Annotated in this window: 16 protein-coding genes and 1 riboswitch; of the genes, 11 read left to right on the top strand and 5 right to left on the bottom strand. The window is 46.4% G+C overall.

The features are described from left to right. Positions 1-18 precede the first annotated feature (18 nt). From DW039_RS05375 to DW039_RS05395, 5 genes are read left to right on the top strand one after another with little or no spacing between them, the layout of a single operon-like run. A complete protein-coding gene (locus DW039_RS05375) occupies positions 19-492 on the top strand; it encodes a phosphatidylglycerophosphatase A (protein WP_035449646.1) in 474 nt (157 codons plus the stop codon). Then, positions 477-1,004 carry a GtrA family protein gene (locus DW039_RS05380; protein WP_005826761.1) on the top strand — a complete coding sequence of 176 codons (528 nt, stop codon included), beginning with the start codon at positions 477-479 and terminating at the stop codon, positions 1,002-1,004. Before DW039_RS05375 ends, DW039_RS05380 begins: the two co-directional genes overlap by 16 nt. Continuing rightward, positions 994-1,647, top strand: a complete 654-nt coding sequence (locus tag DW039_RS05385; protein ID WP_005826758.1) for a CDP-alcohol phosphatidyltransferase family protein — start codon at positions 994-996, stop codon at positions 1,645-1,647. The genes DW039_RS05380 and DW039_RS05385 overlap by 11 nt, the downstream gene beginning before the upstream one ends. Next, the gene (locus tag DW039_RS05390; protein ID WP_120381779.1) at positions 1,644-2,576 is read left to right on the top strand and encodes a phosphatase PAP2 family protein; all 933 of its coding nucleotides are present in this window, start codon (positions 1,644-1,646) and stop codon (positions 2,574-2,576) included. Before DW039_RS05385 ends, DW039_RS05390 begins: the two co-directional genes overlap by 4 nt. Positions 2,577-2,584: 8 nt before the next feature. Continuing rightward, positions 2,585-3,757: an iron-containing alcohol dehydrogenase gene (locus tag DW039_RS05395; RefSeq protein ID WP_117680499.1), complete on the top strand. Its 1,173-nt coding sequence runs from the start codon at positions 2,585-2,587 to the stop codon at positions 3,755-3,757. 80 nt (positions 3,758-3,837) lie between these two features. On the opposite strand, the gene DW039_RS05400 is transcribed toward DW039_RS05395, so the two are convergent. Together DW039_RS05400 and DW039_RS05405 are read right to left on the bottom strand one after the other, a co-directional pair. Beyond that, entirely contained in the window at positions 3,838-5,412 is a 1,575-nt protein-coding gene (locus tag DW039_RS05400; protein WP_005826752.1) for an Rne/Rng family ribonuclease, read from the bottom strand. Positions 5,413-5,647: 235 nt separating this feature from the next. Beyond that, complete coding sequence (locus tag DW039_RS05405; RefSeq protein ID WP_005826750.1) at positions 5,648-5,923, bottom strand: HU family DNA-binding protein; 276 nt, start codon at positions 5,921-5,923, stop codon at positions 5,648-5,650. A 158-nt stretch (positions 5,924-6,081) separates the two neighbouring features. Here DW039_RS05405 and mutY point away from each other — a divergent pair, with 158 nt between their 5' ends. The 4 genes from mutY (at position 6,082) to DW039_RS05425 (ending at position 9,682) form a co-directional block, all read left to right on the top strand. Continuing rightward, complete coding sequence (gene mutY / locus DW039_RS05410; RefSeq protein ID WP_120381824.1) at positions 6,082-7,122, top strand: A/G-specific adenine glycosylase; 1,041 nt, start codon at positions 6,082-6,084, stop codon at positions 7,120-7,122. Between the two features lie 72 nt (positions 7,123-7,194). Then, complete coding sequence (locus tag DW039_RS05415) at positions 7,195-7,650, top strand: single-stranded DNA-binding protein (RefSeq protein WP_005826745.1); 456 nt, start codon at positions 7,195-7,197, stop codon at positions 7,648-7,650. Between the two features lie 23 nt (positions 7,651-7,673). Continuing rightward, the gene (gldE, locus tag DW039_RS05420) at positions 7,674-9,023 is read left to right on the top strand and encodes a gliding motility-associated protein GldE (protein WP_005826743.1); all 1,350 of its coding nucleotides are present in this window, start codon (positions 7,674-7,676) and stop codon (positions 9,021-9,023) included. 29 nt (positions 9,024-9,052) lie between these two features. Beyond that, the gene (locus DW039_RS05425; protein ID WP_005826741.1) at positions 9,053-9,682 is read left to right on the top strand and encodes a 4'-phosphopantetheinyl transferase superfamily protein; all 630 of its coding nucleotides are present in this window, start codon (positions 9,053-9,055) and stop codon (positions 9,680-9,682) included. A gap of 5 nt (positions 9,683-9,687) precedes the next feature. Here DW039_RS05425 and DW039_RS05430 read toward each other — a convergent pair whose 3' ends face one another. The 3 genes from DW039_RS05430 to DW039_RS05440 form a co-directional block, all read right to left on the bottom strand. After that, a complete protein-coding gene (locus tag DW039_RS05430; RefSeq protein WP_016273374.1) occupies positions 9,688-11,061 on the bottom strand; it encodes a tryptophanase in 1,374 nt (457 codons plus the stop codon). A 272-nt stretch (positions 11,062-11,333) separates the two neighbouring features. Further along, positions 11,334-11,535: riboswitch (cobalamin riboswitch) on the bottom strand. A gap of 327 nt (positions 11,536-11,862) precedes the next feature. Next, on the bottom strand, positions 11,863-13,656 hold the full coding sequence (locus DW039_RS05435; protein WP_005835971.1) for an ATP-binding protein: 1,794 nt from the start codon (positions 13,654-13,656) through the stop codon (positions 11,863-11,865). After that, complete coding sequence (locus tag DW039_RS05440) at positions 13,631-14,320, bottom strand: response regulator transcription factor (protein ID WP_005835972.1); 690 nt, start codon at positions 14,318-14,320, stop codon at positions 13,631-13,633. The genes DW039_RS05435 and DW039_RS05440 overlap by 26 nt, the downstream gene beginning before the upstream one ends. Positions 14,321-14,608: 288 nt before the next feature. Between DW039_RS05440 and DW039_RS05445 the strand changes: the two genes are divergently transcribed. After that, on the top strand, positions 14,609-15,805 hold the full coding sequence (locus DW039_RS05445) for a hypothetical protein (protein ID WP_009036798.1): 1,197 nt from the start codon (positions 14,609-14,611) through the stop codon (positions 15,803-15,805). Between the two features lie 677 nt (positions 15,806-16,482). After that, positions 16,483-19,692 carry a SusC/RagA family TonB-linked outer membrane protein gene (locus tag DW039_RS05450; RefSeq protein WP_120381780.1) on the top strand — a complete coding sequence of 1,070 codons (3,210 nt, stop codon included), beginning with the start codon at positions 16,483-16,485 and terminating at the stop codon, positions 19,690-19,692. The last annotated feature ends 18 nt before the right edge of the window (positions 19,693-19,710 follow it).

Here is a 19,710-nt window from a genome sequence, read left to right on the forward strand (position 1 = left end):
CACCTCATTACTTTTTTGATGAAGAAACCCTCCCTCCTCCCAGTCATTATCGGTACGGGCTTTGGCTCGGGCTTTTCTCCTTTTGCACCCGGCACTGCGGGAGCTTTGCTGGCTACGCTTATCTGGTTCGGGTTGTCTTATCTGGTTTCAAGTGTCTGCCTTTTGTGGCTGACAGTAGCATTGATTTTGGTATTTACACTTGCCGGTATCTGGGCTGCTAACCGCCTGGAGGCATCTTGGGGCGAAGACCCTTCGCGCGTGGTGGTCGATGAAATGGTCGGTGTGTGGATTGCCTTGCTTGCGGCGCCCGCCGGACATGTATGGTATGCATTGGGAGCATTTGTCTTGTTCCGTTTGTTTGATATATTCAAGCCCTTGGGCATCCGCCGTATGGAAAGTCTGCCGGGTGGAATAGGGGTAATGATGGACGATATTCTGTCCGGAGTCTACGGATTTATAATTTTGATTGTGGCAAGATGGATAATCAGTTGAAATCAAATGGCAAAGGTGTGTCGTGGCGCCATTCTGTCTGGATCTTCTTCAAGGCCCAGATTTCTGCGCAATTCGCAAGCTTTGTCGATTTTCTGGTGACTATCCTTCTGGTAAAGGCTTTTGCTGTTTTTTATCTTTATGCCACATTCACGGGTTCCGTGGTAGGAGGCATTGTAAACTGTGCCATTAATTACGGATGGGTGTTCCATGCCGAAGACTGTAAGAAAACGCATGTTGCCGTGAAATATCTCTTTGTCTGGGGAGGCAGCATTATACTGAATACCTGGGGCACTTTTGCACTGACCGAGTGGCTTACGGGCATGACATGGGTCAATGGGCTGTTGGGATATTATATAGACAATGTATTTATTCTGTCAAAGATAATAGTAGCAGTGCTGGTAGCTTTTTTTTGGAACTACCATCTGCAACGTTTTTTCGTTTATCGTAATCACAATATAAAAGGCTTTCTGAAACATTATTTAGAGAACAAAAAAGACGAATATGAATTATAGAGATTGGTTGCAGCAGGTGATATACAAGATTATCAATCCTGTGGTGCATGGTATGATTAGAATTGGCATTACGCCTAACTTTATTACGACTACGGGGCTGGTGCTGAATATCGTGGCGGCTGCCTTGTTTGTGTATGCCGGGGTGTACAAGAGTGGTGAACTGGCCTATGTAGGCTGGGGAGGCGGTATTGTGCTCTTTGCCGGGTTGTTTGACATGATGGACGGACGTGTGGCACGCGTGGGTAAAATGAGTTCTACTTTCGGTGCGCTCTACGACTCCGTACTCGACCGTTACAGCGAGCTCGTGACATTGTTCGGCATCTTCTATTACCTGATGCTGCAAGGCTATTTGTGGGGCTCCATCATTACATTCATTGCGCTGATAGGTTCGCTGATGGTGAGTTACGTGCGTGCCCGTGCCGAAGGTTTGGGGCTGGAGTGTAAAGTGGGTTTCATGCAGCGTCCCGAACGCGTTGTGCTGACTGCCCTCGGTGCCATGTTCTGCGGTATCTTTGGTGATTGTACTTTATTCGACCCGATGCTGATACTAATTGTGCCTATGGCAGTGATTGCAATATTGGCGAATTTGACGGCATTTGCCCGCTTGGCGCATTGCTATAAACTACTGAAAGACAAGGAATGAAAAATAGTTTGTTTCCCTCTGTGAGAGAGGCAGTGCTGGTGATTGTCATCACAGCGTTTTTCCTGATTCTGACAGCGGTCTGTATCGGGCTTCGTCCGGAACATTTCCTGATGGCGGGGGTATTTCTGTTATTGTTCTTTGCCGGACAGACAACCCGTAAGTTGGCAGTGGCGCTGTTGCCGTTTTTCATATTCGGCATTTCGTATGACTGGATGCGCGTATATCCCAATTACCAGGTGAATCCCATTGATGTAAAAGGACTTTATGAGGCAGAAAAATCCCTTTTTGGCTTGTCTGTAGACGGTGCTGTCCTTATCCCTTGTGAGTATTTTGCTTTGAACCATTGTCCTGTTGCCGATTTCTTTGCCGGGATATTCTATCTCTGTTGGGTACCGGTTCCCATTGCATTCGGGGTGTGGCTCTATCTGAAGGGTGACCGTAAGATATATCTTCGTTTTGCGATGGTGTTCCTGCTGGTTAATCTCATCGGTTTTGCCGGCTATTACATCCATCCCGCTGCTCCGCCCTGGTATGCCATGAATTATGGTTTCGAGCCGATACTCGACACTCCGGGCAATGTGGCCGGCTTAGGACGTTTTGACGAATTGCTGGGATGCTCCATCTTCAACTCCATTTACGGAAGGAATGCCAATGTATTTGCAGCAGTGCCCTCGCTCCATGCCGCCTATATGGTGGTGGCTTTGGCCTACGCGGTTATGGACCGCAGCAAAAAGTGGTTGATAGCGTTGTTTGCGGTGATTATGGTCGGTATTTGGTGGACGGCTGTCTATTCGGGACACCATTATCTGATTGATGTGATGCTGGGCATCTCTTGTGCATTGCTGGGTATTTTTGTTTTTGAGAAAGGACTGATGAAGTGGGGAGCGTTCGGACGCTTCTTTGAAAGATACAGTCGATACATTAAATAAGGTATACAATGAATAATTTTGTTTTTTATAGTCCTACAGAGTTTGTCTTTGGCAAGAATACTGAAGTGCAAGTCGGTGCATTGGCGCGTAAGTATGGTGCACAAAAAGTGATGATAGTATATGGAGGCGGTTCTGTTGTACGGAGTGGTCTGCTGGATAGAGTGAAGCAATCCTTGCAGGAAGCCGGTGTGGCTTATTGCGAAATGGGAGGTGTCCAGCCCAATCCCATTGACGGGAAGGTATACGAAGGTATTCAGCTTTGCCGTCGTGAGCAGGTGGATATGATGCTTCCTGTGGGAGGTGGTTCGGTCATAGATACGGCAAAGGCCATTGCTGCCGGAGCCCTTTATGATGGTGACTTTTGGGATTTCTTTATCGGTCGTGCCAAGGTGGAGAAAGCGTTGAAAGTAGCCGTGGTGCTGACTATCCCGGCTGCCGGAAGCGAAGGTTCGGGCAATACGGTAATTACCAAGACAGAGACACTCCAAAAACTGGGGCTCTGTGCCCCCGAGCATTTGCGTCCCGTATTTTCCATCATGAATCCTGAACTGACCTACACCCTTCCGGCTTATCAGACGGCTTGTGGTATTGCCGACATGATGGCTCACATCATGGAGCGTTACTTCACGAATACACCGGATGTGGAAATCAGCGACCGGCTTTGTGAAGGTACCTTGACAGCTATCATTAAAGAAGCTTACCGGGTGAAACAGCAACCGGACAACTATGCCGCACGTGCCAACATTATGTGGTGTGGCACTGTGGCGCATAACGGAATTTGTGGGGTAGGGCGTGAGGAAGACTGGGCATCCCATGCACTGGAACATGAAATCAGTGCTATCTATGATGTAGCCCACGGTGCCGGCTTGGCTGTAATCTTTCCTGCCTGGATGGCTTTTATGGCGGAACATAATCCGGCAAAGATTGCCCAGTTTGCCCACCGCATTTTTGATATACCCAAGTCCGAAGATTTGGAAGAGATGGCTTTGGCAGGTACTGCCCGACTGAAACACTTTTTCCGTTACATGGGCTTGCCGGTTAGCTTTAAGGAGTTGGGCATCGAGCATCCCGATATAGACCGTATGCTCGTCAGTCTGCAGCGCAATAAAGGCGAACTGCTTGGCAACTACGTGAAGCTGACCATGACTGATTGCAGGGAAATCTATCGTTTGGCTTTATAACGAAAGGCATGTTTGGGGAGAGCTCCCCCAAAGCAAGAGATAAAAAAGACGGCGAAGATAAATACCCTTCGCCGTCTTTTTTATTTGATTTCGATTTCTTCCTTCATGTCTATCTCTTCCCCTTGCAGGTCGTAGAATACATATTCCAGGAATGCTAATTTCTGGTTTGGAATAATCTTGATACCGAATCCGTACTTCATCTGCCACTTCCGTTTCAAGGAGACGAGTCCCTGATTGACGTAGGCTGCGATGTACGGGTGGATGTGTAACGAGAATTTCTTTATCTTCAATTTGTTGACCAGGTAGTCAATCTTACTCTCTAAGGTGTCCGTAAAGAGGATGGACGATTTGATGGTGCCTTTACCGAAGCAGGTGGGACAGGTTTCCGTCGTATTTACATCCATAGCCGGGCGTACACGCTGGCGTGTAATCTGCATCAGTCCGAATTTACTGAGCGGCAGGATGTTGTGACGTGCCCTGTCTTTCTGCATGTTGGCACACATACGTTCGTAAAGCTTCTGTCGGTTTTCGGCTTCATTCATGTCGATGAAGTCCACCACGATGATACCACCCATATCCCTTAGTCTGAGCTGGCGTGCCAGTTCGTCGGCTGCACCCAGATTCACTTCCAGTGCGTTGGCCTCCTGCCCGTTGGCATTCTTGGTGCGGTTACCGCTGTTCACGTCTACTACGTGAAGCGCCTCAGTATGCTCAATAATCAGGTAGGCACCACTTTTGTATGAAATGGTCTTGCCGAATGACGACTTGATTTGTTTGGTGATACCAAAATTGTCGTAAATGGGGAGTTGACCTTTGTACAGCTTCACGATTCCTGCCCGTTCAGGGGCGATGAGGGTTACGTAATCCTTGATTTCGTGGTACACAGCCTCGTTGTTCACGTGGATGTTTTCGAAGGAAGGATTGAACAAGTCGCGCAACAGTCCTACGGCACGGCTGGTTTCTTCGTAAATCAGTGTCGGAAATTTGGTGGCCTTCTGTACTTTTGTAATGGCATCTTCCCAATGTTTCAGTAATACTTTAAGCTCTCCGTCGAGCTCGGCAACACGTTTTCCTTCGGCCACGGTGCGGACGATGACGCCGAAGTTTTTCGGCTTGATACTCATCAGCAGTTGCTTGAGGCGTGCGCGCTCTTCGCTCGATTTAATTTTTTGTGATACGGAAACCTTGTCATTGAAGGGAATCAGCACGAGGTATCTTCCGGCAAAGGAAAGTTCGGAAGTCAGTCGCGGCCCTTTGGTAGAGATAGGTTCCTTGACAATTTGCACCACTACTTCTTGTCCCACCTTGAGTGTGTTGGAAACCGTTCCGTCCTTTTCAAGGTCGGGAAGTATGGTTGCTTTGGTAATGGGATTCAGCTTCTTCTTGTCGCTTAAAGTTTGCTTTACGTACTTCTCTAACGAGTTAAATTGAGGACCTAGGTCCAGATAATGAAGAAAAGCGTCTTTCTCGTAACCCACGTCCACGAAGCAGGCATTCAGGCCGGGCATCAATTTTTTGACGCGTCCCAAATACATGTTGCCCACCGAAAAGGAGATGTTTCTTCCTTCGCTCTGGAGTTCCACCAGCTGCTTGTCTTCAAGCAGTGCAATGGATACCTCTTTGGGCTGTACGTCTACAACGAGTTCGCTTGTCACAATAATTGGCTTTTAAATGATTCTATTTACTACTTAAACAAAGAACAAACCCGCGAGACATTTTGCTTCACAAGTTTGTTCTTTATTTTGTCCTTCAGACTAAAAATTACTTTTTGCTTTTATGTCTGTTCTTTCTTAGTCTTTTTTTACGCTTGTGCGTAGACATTTTATGTCTTTTTTTCTTCTTTCCGCTTGGCATAGCTTCAAAATTTTTATGGGTTAATACTATTGTTTATTATTTCTTCACTGAGAGGGTGAACGTTTTTGCAGGCTTAAATGCCGGAATGTTATGTTCCGGAATGATTATTGTAGTGTTCTTGGAGATGTTGCGAGCAGTTTTCTGAGCTCTTTTCTTCACTACAAAACTACCAAACCCGCGGAGGTAAACATTTTCATCTTTGGATAAAGATGCCTTTACTGCGTCCATGAATGCTTCAACGGTTGTAAGTACGGTTGTCTTATCAATTCCGGTGTTCTTTGTAATTTCGTTTACAATATCAGCTTTAGTCATTTTTCTTTAAAAAAAAATATTATTACTATAGTTTTCCTAATTTTTTGGACTGCAAATATATAGCTTTTCCGTGGCTCTAAAAAATATATTTCGGACAATTTTCTAAAAAAGTCTTGGCATTAAGCTTTGTTAGGCTGAAAATGAAGTATTTTTGCAGCATGAATATTTTTAGCGGAACATTGTTGGATTGGTATGCGGAGAACAAACGCGACCTTCCGTGGCGAAATACCATGGACCCTTATCTGATATGGATTTCTGAAATCATCTTACAACAGACAAGAGTGGCGCAGGGTTATGAGTACTTTTTGCGTTTCATAAAACGCTTCCCGGATGTGGCGTCGCTGGCTGCTGCGTCCGAGGACGAAGTGATGAAATATTGGCAGGGCCTGGGGTACTATTCGCGTGCCCGCAACCTGCATGCCGCAGCCAGAAGCATGAAGGGGACATTTCCGAAAACCTATGCAGAGGTGCGTGCTTTGAAGGGAGTGGGGGATTATACGGCAGCGGCCATCTGCTCCTTTGCCTATGACATGCCTTATGCGGCGGTCGACGGGAATGTGTATCGGGTGCTTTCCCGCTATTTCGGCATTGATGTTCCCATTGATTCTACCGAAGGGAAAAAGACTTTTACCGCTTTGGCGGGAGAGGTGCTCGATAAATCCAGGCCGGCAGATTATAACCAGGCAATTATGGACTTCGGAGCCGTGCAGTGTACGCCGCAGTCGCCCAACTGTCTGTTTTGTCCTTTGTCCGGCAGCTGCCGGGCATTGTCTGAAGGAAAAGTGCAGCAACTGCCCGTGAAGCAGCACAGAACCAAGACCACCAACCGCTATTTTAATTATATATATGTACGCATGGGCGCGCATACCTTGATACATAAGAGGACGGAGGACGATATCTGGAAAAATCTCTTTGAATTGCCTCTGGTTGAAACGGAAAAAGATTTATCCGAAGAGGAATTTCTGGCATGTCCGCAGTTTCATGCGCTGTTTGCAGAGGGAGAGGTGCGGATGGTCCGTACACTGCTTCGGGGGGTGAAGCATGTATTGTCCCACAGAGTGATTTACACCAACTTCTACGAGGTTACTCTGCCCGATAATTCGAGCTCCTTCTCAAGTTACCAACGGGTTGCAGTCGAAGATTTGGACCGTTATGCGGTACCCCGGCTGATACATGCTTTCTTGGAGAAATATGTATAAAAGTTGTTCGTATTCTTGCATGGTGTGAATATTCTCGTTAATTTTGGCAGCAAATTAATAAAATAGAAGCTTATGTCAGTAAATAAAGTGATATTGATAGGAAATGTGGGACAAGACCCTAAAATAACCTATTATGAAGGTGGAAACTGTGTTGCCCAGCTTTCTTTGGCCACTACGGAGAAAGGATACACTTTGCAGAATGGTACGCAGATTCCGGACCGTACCGAATGGCATAACCTGATATTCCGTGGCCGTTTAGGCGAAATCGTTGAGAAATATGTGCATAAAGGCGATAAGCTTTACGTGGAAGGTAAGATACGTACCCGTTCTTACGATGACCAGGGAGGCATCAAGCGTTATGTGACTGAGATATTTGTCGACAATATGGAGATGCTGACTCCGAGAACGGCAACTCCCGGTGCTGGCCCTTATGCGCCGCAGGCGGGAGCCGCCCCCCAGCCACAACAACCAGTACAACCGCAGGCTGCCCCTGCACAAGATAACCCGACGGACGACTTGCCGTTCTAATTGTTTAACTAAAACCAAAATCTTTGGACCCAGACGCTTATTTATGCCAGTTGGCAGATGTTTTTAACGGTATATCCGTACAGACTCCTTCTATTTCGGCCGTTGTAGCCATTGTGTTGGCAGGTTTGCTTTTGCTTGTTTCCGGTTTTGCATCAGCTTCCGAAATAGCCTTTTTCTCTCTTTCTCCGTCAGACCTGAATGCAATAGCGGAGAGAAAGCATCCTTCGGATGAGAAAATCAGTAATCTGCTGGACAACAGCGAACGTTTGTTGGCAACGATTCTGATTACGAACAACTTCGTGAATGTAACCATAATCATGCTCTGCAACTTCTTCTTTATGAATGTGTTCCAATTTCATTCTCCCATTGCAGAGTTCCTCATTCTGACAGTAGTCCTTACATTTTTGCTGTTGCTTTTCGGTGAAATCATGCCTAAGATATATTCGGCTCAGAAGACGCTGGCTTTTTGCCGCTTCGCCGCTCCCGGTATCACGTTTTGCCGTTCCGTATTCTATCCGATGGCATCCATGCTGGTGCGTTCCACTTCTTTCCTGAACAAGCATATGGTCCGCAAGAACCATAACATATCGGTCGATGAACTCTCGCATGCGTTGGAGCTGACCGACAAGGCAGAGCTTTCGGAGGAGAATAATATTCTGGAAGGTATCATCCGCTTTGGCGGGGAAACGGCCAAGGAGGTCATGACCTCTCGCCTTGATGTGGTGGACTTGGATATCCGTACCCCTTTCAAAGATGTGGTGAAGTGCATCGTAGAGAATGTCTACTCCCGTATTCCCATCTATGCGGATAGCCGTGACAATATCAAGGGGGTACTTTATATCAAGGACTTGCTTCCCCATCTGAACAAAGGGGATAATTTCCGCTGGCAGTCGCTTATCCGGCCCGCCTATTTTGTGCCCGAAACCAAGATGATTGATGATTTGCTGCGCGATTTTCAGGCAAACAAAATTCATATAGCCATTGTGGTCGATGAGTTCGGCGGTACGTCGGGCATTGTCACCATGGAGGACATTATAGAGGAGATTGTGGGCGAAATTCATGACGAATACGATGATGAAGAACGTACATATGCCGTACTGAATGACCACACTTGGGTATTTGAAGCCAAGACCCAGCTGACTGATTTCTATAAAATAACGAAGATAGACGAGGAAACGTTCGATGAGGTGGCAGGGGATGCCGATACGCTTGCCGGACTTCTGCTGGAACTGAAGGGGGAATTTCCTGCTCTCCATGAAAAGGTGACCTACGGCCGTTATGAGTTTGAGGTGTTGGAGATGGACAACCGCCGTATCCTGAAAGTGAAGTTCACAGTAAATGCCCCGGCAGAACCCAACTCTTCTTCCCTTTAATTTTTAATTATTAATTTTTAAATTGTTCCGTGCCCCTCTTCTTGCAACATACCGCTCTTCCCTGTCGATGGGGAATTTGGAAAACGGAGGAATCTCCGGAGGAATTGCTGGCCATGCTTCCTCATCAGGAAGTATACCGGGAAGGTATGCGGCGCTTCACCGCGGCACACCGCCGTTTGGAGTGGCTGGCTGTCCGCGTATTGCTTTATACTCTGTCGGGAGAAGAGAAAGAGATTGCCTATCATCCCAGTGGGAAACCTTATCTGGCGGATGACTCCGCCTCTCTCAGTATTTCGCATACGAAAGGTTATGTGGCTGTTGTCTTGGGATTGCCGGGTCGGGAAGTGGGTGTTGACATCGAGCAGTATGGTGAGCGGGTAAGGAAGGTGGCACATAAATTCATGCGCGAAGATGAACAGCCATCCGTGTTTCGCGGAACCGACACTTGGTCACTGTTGCTGCACTGGTCGGCTAAGGAGACCATGTTCAAATGCCTGAATGCTTCCGAGGTTGATTTTCGCGGGCACATGCGCATTCTGCCTTTTGCTGTAAATGAAAGCGGCGTATTCTCCGCCGAAGAATATCGTACGGTGGAGAAACGCCGGTTCACTATTCATTATTATTTGTTTCCGGATTTTGTCTTGACATTGAGTCTGTAAATCTCTTACAGCCTTTCCAGTTGTACCGTGAAGTGTCTCATCAACGGAGCTTCCCAGGTGATGCGCACTCCGCGGGTAATACTTTCCCGTTTGTCATATACATTTTTCAGAGCGGCTGCCACCACATCCATGTGGTTGTCGGTATACACACGGCGGGGGATGGCAAGCCGGAGCAAGTCCAGGCCGTTGAAGCGGTTTTCGCGGGTCACCGGGTCGCGGTCTGCCAGCAGATAGCCGATTTCACAACCGCGTATGCCTGCTTCCAGATAGAGCTCAGCGGTCAGTGTTTGTGCCGGGAATTCTTCTTTGGGCACATGTGTCAGCACTTTGGGGGCATCCACAAATATGGCATGGCCGCCTGCGGGACGTTGGTAGGGTATCCCGTACTCATCCAGTTTCATGGCGAGATAGCCCACCTGGTGGATGCGGGTTTCCAGATTGTCGAATTCGGTATTCTCGTCCAGGCCGATAGCAAGGGCGTTCATGTCACGACCGTTCATGCCTCCGTAAGTAAGGTAGCCTTCGAACTGCACGCAGAAGCCTTTGGCACCTTCATACCAGTCTTTCCGGCGGGTGGCTATGAATCCGCCCATGTTGACAATACCGTCTTTTTTGGCACTCATCGTCATACCGTCGGCAAGGTCAAACATCTCGCGGGTAATTTCCTTTATGCTCTTGTTGCGGTAACCTTCTTCTCTCATTTTGATGAAGTAGGCATTTTCCGCAAAGCGTGCCGAGTCAAAGAGAACGGGCTTGCCGTACTTGTCGGCAATGGCGCGGACTTCGCGCAGGTTCTGCATGGAAACCGGCTGGCCGCCTGCAGTGTTGTTGGTTATGGTGACGATGACGAACGGTATCCGTTCGCTATGTTCCTGTAATGCTTTTTCCAGTTTTTTAGGGTCTACATTGCCTTTGAAGGGAATTTCCAGCTGTGTCTGTTTGGCTTCGTCTATGGTGCAATCCAGAGCCAATGCCCGGCGTCCCTCGATATGTCCTTTGGTGGTGTCGAAGTGGGAGTTTCCCGGCACAATGTCGCCCTCGTGCACCAGATAGGAGAAGAGTACATTTTCGGCAGCGCGTCCCTGGTGGGTGGGGATAATGTATTCAAATCCGGTGAGGCGGGTGATGACTTCCTTCAGTTTGAAGAATGAGGTGGCTCCGGCATAGCTTTCGTCACCCAGCATCATGCCTGCCCATTGGCGGTCGCTCATGGCTCCGGTGCCCGAGTCGGTGATGAGGTCGATATAAACTTGTTCCGATTTGAGTTGGAATACGTTGTAGTGGGCCTCTTTCAGCCATTGTTCGCGTTCCTGGCGGGTACTTTTGCGGATAGGTTCCACCATTTTGATTTTCCATGCTTCGGCAAATGGTAATTCCATAGACTCTGTATCTTTAATAATTTGACAATAGGTTAACGGATAAACCGATTATTGCGGTTTAATGTGCCGAATTTAGACAAAATCTATGTAATAACCAATTTAAATATGACTTTTTGTAATGTAAATGTCCGGACGAAATCACTTCGGCCGGACATCATCAAATAAACTTGGCAGAGTTTATTACCTTCTTTACTTTCTCTGAATTAGGTTTGATGAATGAAATGATGGACGGTTTGTCCGGCTCATTAGACTCAACGCTTTTTCCTCGAAAGCAATGATAAAGTATGCATGGCAGGTCTTCTGACTTGTTTCTGTTGCAGGCGCCTTCCCGGAAGAATATTCCAGTGGCATAGAGTAATTGTCTGCAACGTTGCACGAAACTTACAGCAGCGGGACTGTCCAGGATTTACACCTGATTCCCTTTTAATCGCTTTCCCAGAAGAGGGGGAGCGAACCAATGCATGACAAAGATACGGATTCTTTTTGAGAAAACAATTCTATGGGTGATAAATTTTCTTCCCTGCTCTCTTTCTTTTTGCCGACAAATTGGCAAGGTTTTGCCACCCTCTTGGCAAGACTTTGTCACCGCGTTGGCAAAACTTTGCCATAGGCATGGCAAAAGTTTGCCAAAAGCATGGCAATAGGTTGGCAAAATTACTCTCTGATTGATAGTGACTTAAGGCGATTTAAGCAATCCGTCATGTCGGTAAGGTGAAAAGATACCAATACAAGCCACACTTGCCACAAGAACCTTCTCCGGAGGTATGCAAAGCATTTTGTTTGGTGTGGTAAAACGGGCTGTTATCTCTCTTTTGCCAGTGTGAATACAAACTCCAGTCCTCCGCCTTGGTTGTTTTTGGCAGAGATGGTGCCTCCGTGAATAAGGACTGCATTCTTCACTATGGCGAGCCCCAAGCCGGTGCCGCCCAACTTGCGCGAGCGTCCTTTGTCTACACGGTAGAAGCGTTCGAACAAACGGTTCAGATGTTCGGGAGAAACGCCGATGCCGGTATCGGCAAAACTGAAATAGTAGTAATTCTCGTCTTCGCGGAAACAACTGATGTTGATGTGTATGTTGGTGCCGGCATAAGCGATGGCGTTGTCCATGAGATTGCGGAAGATGGAGTAGAGTAGAGAGTAGTTGCCCCGCAACTGTATCTTCGGTTTTAGGGAATTGACAACGGTGATTTGCTTCTGTTCCAGTTCCAGGGACACTTCGTTGACGATGTTTGAAACCAGCATGCTGATGTCCACCTTTTCCATATCAATCATGTTGGCGGCTTCGTCCATGCGGGTCAGTACGGATATGTCGCGCAGCAGGCGGCTCAGGCGGTTGCTTTGCGCGTAGCAGCGTTCCAGGAAGACCTGCATCTTTTCGGGTGCAATGTTTTCGTTGTTCACGATGGTTTCCAGATAACCTTGTATGCTGCTTACGGGGGTTTTCAGCTCGTGGGCGATGTTCTGGGTCAACTGCCGTTTCAGCCGTACTTGCTCTTCTTCCTGGGTGATGTCGTTGATGGAAATTTCAAAGCTGAGGTCTTGGAAGATGATGCACTCCACGATGAAGGTGCGTCCGTTCTTGTTGATGTGTACGGACATCCTTCGTTCTTCGTTGTAGGAGGGGCGCTTCTGCGCCTTGTTGATGAAATCCGTTATCTTCTGGAATTCGCAGATGGAGAATATCTCTTCGGTAGCCTGCAGGTTGGAGTCTGAAATCAGATTGCCGTATTGGGTGAACAGATTGTTTACCAATATCTCCTTTTTGTCTCTGTTGAATACGCCCAGTCCTTCGCGGGAGGTTTGCAAATGGGTGATAAGCTTTTCGCGCTCAATGTAAAGCGCCTCTTTGGTTTCGCGCAGGCGCTTGTATATCTGTATGATATGCTGCGAAATCTCTCCAAGCTCATTGTGCGGGAAGGCGGCTTGTATGTCCATGTCTATGGGTTCGTTCTTGTCGGCCCTTTTGGCAAACTCGCGCAGGTGGTTGATGGCGCTGCCCAGTTTGGAGGTGAATTTGTAGAAGACGGATATCAGCAGCAGTGATACAATGACCGTGAACCAGATGTAGTGTGGGTCGGCAGCCAGATTGTTCATCAGGTTGACGTTGTAGGGGAGGGCTGAGCGGATGATACAGCCTTCGTAGGCGGTGGCAGAATAGAAATAGGTCTTGCCGGTGGTTTCGGAGATGCGCCGCAGGTCATAGCCCTTGCCGTCTTTCAGCGCTTTCTGTACTTCGGGGCGTTTGATGTGGTTGTCCAGTTCATGGCTGTCGTTCTGGGAGCTGTCGAACAATACGTTGCCATGAAGGTCTACCACAGTGACGCGCAATTCCTTGTTCACATGCTTGGAGATGTAGCTGTCCAGCATGGAAGTCCATAGGCTGTCGGGGAGGTAGCGAAGCTCCTGGTGCAGTCTGTCGTTATAATCTTGCAGCTGCATGTCCAGCAGCTCCACTTTGTATTCCTTTTCCCGCTGATACTGGTAGGCGATGAAGCAGGCGGCGAATACGAGGAACAGCGAGATGACCGAAAGGAAAAGTTTCCGGCTGAAGGACAGAAAGTGTCTGTCGTTATTCGGCTTCGAAACAATAACCATATCCCAAGCGTGTTACGATACATTTGCCATAAACTCCGATTTTCTTGCGCAGACGTGTGATGTTCACGTCGATGGTGCGGTCCAGCACATATACTTCGTCGCTCCAGATGCGGTTCAGTATATCCTCGCGCGAGAATACGCGTCCTTTATTCTGCAAAAGCAGCAATAAGATTTCAAATTCTTTTTTGGTGAGCGGTGCCTCTTCGCCGTCAATGCAGACTTTCTTCTTGATGATGTCCAGTACCAGCGTCTTGTAGACAATCTGTTCCGGTGCATGTTCCGTTTCTCCTTGTCGGGTGCGTCTAAGTACGGCTTTGACACGTGCCGCCACTTCGCGCAGCGAGAAGGGTTTGGATATGTAGTCGTCCGCTCCCAGGTTGAAACCGGTCACGGTGTCATTTTCCGTATCTTTGGCGGTAATGAAGATGATGGGTATCTGGGCTGTCTTCTTGTCCTTCTTCAGCATGCTCGCCATTTTGAAGCCGGAAATTTCTCCCATCATCACGTCCAGCAGTAGCAGGCTGTAGCTGCCAATGTCCATTCTCAGAGCTTCTTCAGCGGAGTTTGCCGTATCCACTTCGTAGCCTTCGTTTTCGAGGTTGAACTTCAGAATTTCACATAAGTCTTCTTCATCGTCCACTACTAAAATCCGGTAATCGTTCATTGCTTTGTTGTTTATGTATGACAAGGATAAAACAATTCTCTTGTCACAAAGTTAAACTTTATTTCTTTTTATCGGCAAAAATAGTGCAAACCGAATGCAGAATTTTCATGTTTGCATGAAAACTTGTGCTGAGATGCAGGCCATTTCTACTTTCTGGGTACAAAAGTGAGGCTAATTTGTTACGGAATGATGAAACAAGTGTTACATTTGGGTTACATTAAATTCTCGTTTATCTAAAAGCCCTGTCACATATAAAATATTATCTTTGCTTCGTAAATATTGAATTGTATGAAAGAACTTATGTATATCAGGAGTTTCTCTAAAAGGCGTTTGCCGGTTATTGTGGGAACTCTGCTTTTAGTGATAATCGGCTCTGTCTGGCTGAATACGGCTCCTTTCCGTTCGGGCTTTGATATCGCGGATGAGCTGGGCGGTAATATATTCCCTTCCAGTATCCTTTCAGTGGCTACCACCGATGCTCAGGTCATAGTGCCGGTAGACTCCATGTATGTAGGTAATCCGAAGTCGTGCATCGCTGTCCGTGTCCGTTCGAGGAATGCTTATAGCCGGGTGCGGGTAGAAGTTGCGGAGACTCCGTTCTTTTCCCGTTCAGTGTCGGAGTTTGTGTTGGCAAAACCGCGTACGGAGTATATTATCTATCCTGATATCATATGGAATTATGAGGCTCTGAAGAATAACAACCAGGCGGAACCCATTAGTGTGGCCGTTATGGTAGAGATGAACGGTAAGGATTTGGGGCAGAGGGTGCGTACTTTTTCCGTTCGCAGCATTAATGAATGTCTGTTGGGGTATGTCACGAATGGTACAAAATTCCATGATACCGGCATCTTTTTTGCAGCATATGTAAATGAGGAGAATCCTATGATTGACAAACTGTTGCGTGAAGCGCTGGATACGCGTATCGTCAACCGGTTTTTGGGTTATCAGGGAGGTACCGAAGTGGTGGACAGGCAGGTTTATGCCTTGTGGAATGTACTGCAGAAGCGTAAGTTCCGTTATAGCTCGGTCTCCAATACGAGCCTTTCCAGCAATGTGGTCTTTTCACAGCGTGTGCGCACGTTCGATGACGCCTTGGAGTCCTCGCAAATCAACTGTGTGGATGGAAGTGTGCTTTTTGCTTCTCTGCTCCGTGCCATCAACATAGAACCTATATTGGTGCGCACCCCGGGGCATATGTTTGTAGGATACTACACGGATTCCAGTCATAAAGACATGAATTTCCTTGAAACGACCATGATTGGTGATGTGGATTTGGATGATTTCTTTCCGGACGAACAGTTGGATTCGACGATGGTGGGAAAGTCGCAGAACCAGATGTCGCGCATCACCTTTGACAAGTCCAAGGAGTATGCCAATAAGAAGTATGCCCAGAATAAGGAAGGTATTCATTCCGGCAAACTGAACTATATGTTTCTGGAAATATCCAAAGAGGTGAGAAGGAGAATACAGCCGATAGGGAAATGAGGCGTAGAATGCAAACAGCCGATTTTCACGAACCGGCCGTTCCAATCATCATCTATGAATGAAGACCGTTGAGAGGCTTCAATGAATTAAATCTCACACTCATGCTACGTGCTGTCATGAAATAATCTGTACCATTATATATGTCACCACTGATATGGAAATTCCACAACATGGAAAGAGACCAGTTTTTATAAGTGAAACTTGTATATATTAGTTTTATGCTGAAAAATAAAATGTTAATGTAGATTATATATGGAATTTATTATTGTTAATAGTCTAACACTATTTTTTGATGAACTTATGAATCATTTTAACTAATTTGCTTTTTAGAATCCTTATCCATACCAATATCCCCACGTAATCAAGTTCTTTTTATATAAAAAGATTTATGAATATGCTTTAATGCGTAAATCAAATAGTTCAAAACATCGCTATATATAAATGATAAATGTGATGTGTTTTTCGTTTTTTCGCATCATTGAGATATATTATATACAAGTACGGCATTAATATGATTAAGAGTTAATGCTTTGAATAATTACTAAATAGATATTTAAAACTTTGCAAAAATATAAATGCAAATGTTTTAATATTTATTTAGTATTTTTTAATTCGATTGATGATAGAATTTCTAAATTAATTCATATGTTTGCAAACAAATCCAAATAATAGAGCTTATGAAAAGAAATTATTGCTTATCATTAGTGTTGCTTGCATTGTTTGGGGTGTCTGCACCTTTTGCTGCTAATGCAGCTGTTGAAAGTGTGCTAAGTTCCCAAAGTACTCAGCAAGCCAAGAAAATCACAGGTAAAGTTTTAGATGCGGCAGGCGAACCCATCATCGGCGCCAGCGTGTTAGTAAAAGGTTCTGGTACCGGCGCTGTGACGGATATTGATGGAAATTTTTCTGTAGAGGCGCCGGTGGGTAGCACATTGGAGGTATCTTTCATTGGGTACAAAACAGTGACATTGAAGGTGACGAACGCCACTACTTATACTGTGAGTTTACGAGATGACTCGCAAGCGCTGGACGAAGTGGTTGTGACGGCAATGGGTATCAAGAAAGAGCGCAAAGCTTTGGGATATTCAATGGAGGATGTGAAGTCGGATGAATTGATGAAGATGAAAACTGCCAATCCTATTTCATCCCTTTCGGGGAAAGTGGCCGGTGTGAATGTTACTCAGTCATCTGGTGCCGCTGGTGCGGGCGCTCAGATTATATTGCGTGGAGGAACGTCGGGTGCTGAAGGCAAAGACAATCAGCCGCTCTTTGTGGTGGATGGTGTTATTTTTGATAACTCTTCATCAGTGGTGGGCAATTCGGCTTTCGATGGTTCCATGCGTTCTGCCTCTACTACTTCCAATCGTTTGATGGATATAAATCCCGAAGATATAGAAAGTATGTCGGTGCTCAAAGGCCCTGCAGCTGCCGCTTTATACGGTTCACGTGCAGCCAACGGAGTTATTCTTATCACTACCAAGAAAGGTAAAGAGGGCGTGGTTGAAGTGAATATCAATTCTAAGTTTACTGCTTCATGGGTAAAGAGCCTGCCGCAAACGCAACGCCAATATGCCCGTGGATATATGGAAGACCAATATGATTCAAAGAAGAACTATACTGGTACTGTGTTTAATGACTTTGCTTATACTTCGTGGGGAGAGAAGTCGAACGCAGCTACTTATGATAACATAGGTGATTTCTTTCAAGGCGGAAACATTTTCGATGAAAGTGCCAGCGTAGCCGGGGGTACCAAGAATAGTAAATTCTATCTTTCAGGGTCTTACTATGATCAGGTAGGTGTTGTGCCCGAGACCGGATACAAGAAATATGCTTTCCGTTTCAATGGTGAGCAGAAGGTGGGGATTTTCACCTTTAACGCCAGTGCCGCATATAGCGATGCTCATACAGACCGTACTTTGACGGGTGCCGGGCTTTATAATTCGAGTGGTAATGGTGCTCTTTATGGTGTGTACAACTGGTCTCCTTTCGACCGAATGACCCACTATCAGAACGAGGATGGTACCCGTTATCGTTTGTTTGGCGATCGTCTTGATCCATGGGACGAACGCGACAACCCCTATTGGATTGTCAATCGTAACCACATGTATGACGACATCGACCGTTTCAATGGGATGCTCAGTATAAAAGCCGATATTGCCAAATGGTGGTTTGTTTCTTATAAAATAGGTATTGACCGTTATACCCAAACTGCTTCCAACCGTTTGGCTGCCAATGGCGTGCTTAAACAAGTGTGGCAAAAAGGTATGATGAGTGACAACACCCAGCAGTTCCGCTATATGAGCCATGACTTTATGTCGAACATGAGCCATAAGTTCGGTGATTTCGATTTGAATCTTTTGTTGGGTGCCACAATGGACGAAACCAAGACAGACCGTAGCTCGATGATGGCTTGGAACTTTTCCGTTCCTGATTTCTTCTCATACGCCAATGCCAGTAAAGACAATAAGCAATTCACACATGCAGCTACTAAGAAACGTTTGGTAGGAGCTTTTGGAGAATTCCGTGCATCATGGAAAAATATGCTCTATCTCACTGTGAGCGGTCGTAATGACTGGACTTCTACTCTTCCTCTTGAAAACCGTTCGTACTTCTATCCTTCGGTAAGCGGTTCATTCGTATTTACTGAAGCCTTGCAGCGACTCGGTTGGCTGGATGACAGTGTGCTCAACTTTGGTAAATTGCGTGCATCGTGGGCCAAGGTAGGTAAAGATACCGGTGTGTACGAATTGGAAACTGCCTTATGGCCTACGGGTACCTATCTTGACGGTACGGTAGGTGTGGGAAATACTTGGACACGCGGTAATGACAAACTGAAACCGGAAATGACCAAGTCTACCGAAATAGGCGTGGAATTGAGTTTCTTCAAAAACCGCCTGCACATAGACTATGCTTACTATACCAACGATTCATATAATCAGATTCTTGCTCCTCGCGGTCCGCAATCTACCGGTTACATCTTTTGGAGTATCAATGCGGGCAATGTGTATAACAAAGGTATGGAACTCTCTATTTCGGGAACTCCCATACAGACTAAGGACTGGACATGGGACATTGGCTTGAACATGGCAGGTAATCGTGGTACTTTGGACGGGCTTCCCGAAGGTATGGGCGTGATGTATGTTACCGATGTGCAATATGCCGGTATGCAGGCAGCCTCGTTCAGCGGTGGAGATTTTATGGGTATTGCCGGTACCAAATGGAAACGTAATGACGCCGGTGAGGTGATACTCGACAAAAACGGTATGCCTACTTATGACAAAACCCTTGTAGCAGTAGGTAATCGTGAGTCATCGTTTACCGGTGGATTGAACAATACCCTTACTTGGAAGAATTTTACTTTCAATATGCTATGGGAATTCCGTGTAGGTGGCGATGTGGTCAACGGTACTCAATATGCTATGGATAACAGCGGTGTGAGCCAGTTCTCTGCCGATGTACGCAATCGTTCTCTCACTGTAACGGGTGTCAATGCCAATGGTGACCCAGTGACCAATACTTGGGAAGCCGATAAAACCTATACTTTTAATGGAGTACAAATGAGTGGCTACAACATCATTAAGGATTACTATCAGAACTATTACTCCAAGGAGTCAGCCAACTATATTACCGATGTCAACTCTTTGCGTTTGCGTTCTGTTTCATTGAGCTATGAGTTTCCTAAAACGTGGCTTTCCAAGATTGGATTTGTAAAGCGTGCTTCGGTATCGGTAGCTGCTACCAATCTATTGCTCATCACCAATTACGACGGTGACCCTGAAGTGGCTGCCGCCGGTGCAGGTGTAGGTGGCTCATCATCAGTAGGATTTGACTACTGCGGTGTACCTGCCACTTCTACCATGTCGTTTGGCTTGAATCTTACTTTCTAACTCTTAAAAAACAGAAGC

Origin of the sequence: Bacteroides sp. AF39-16AC, from assembly GCF_003602735.1 — a bacterium.
GTDB classification, from domain to species: Bacteria; Bacteroidota; Bacteroidia; order Bacteroidales; family Bacteroidaceae; genus Bacteroides; species Bacteroides uniformis.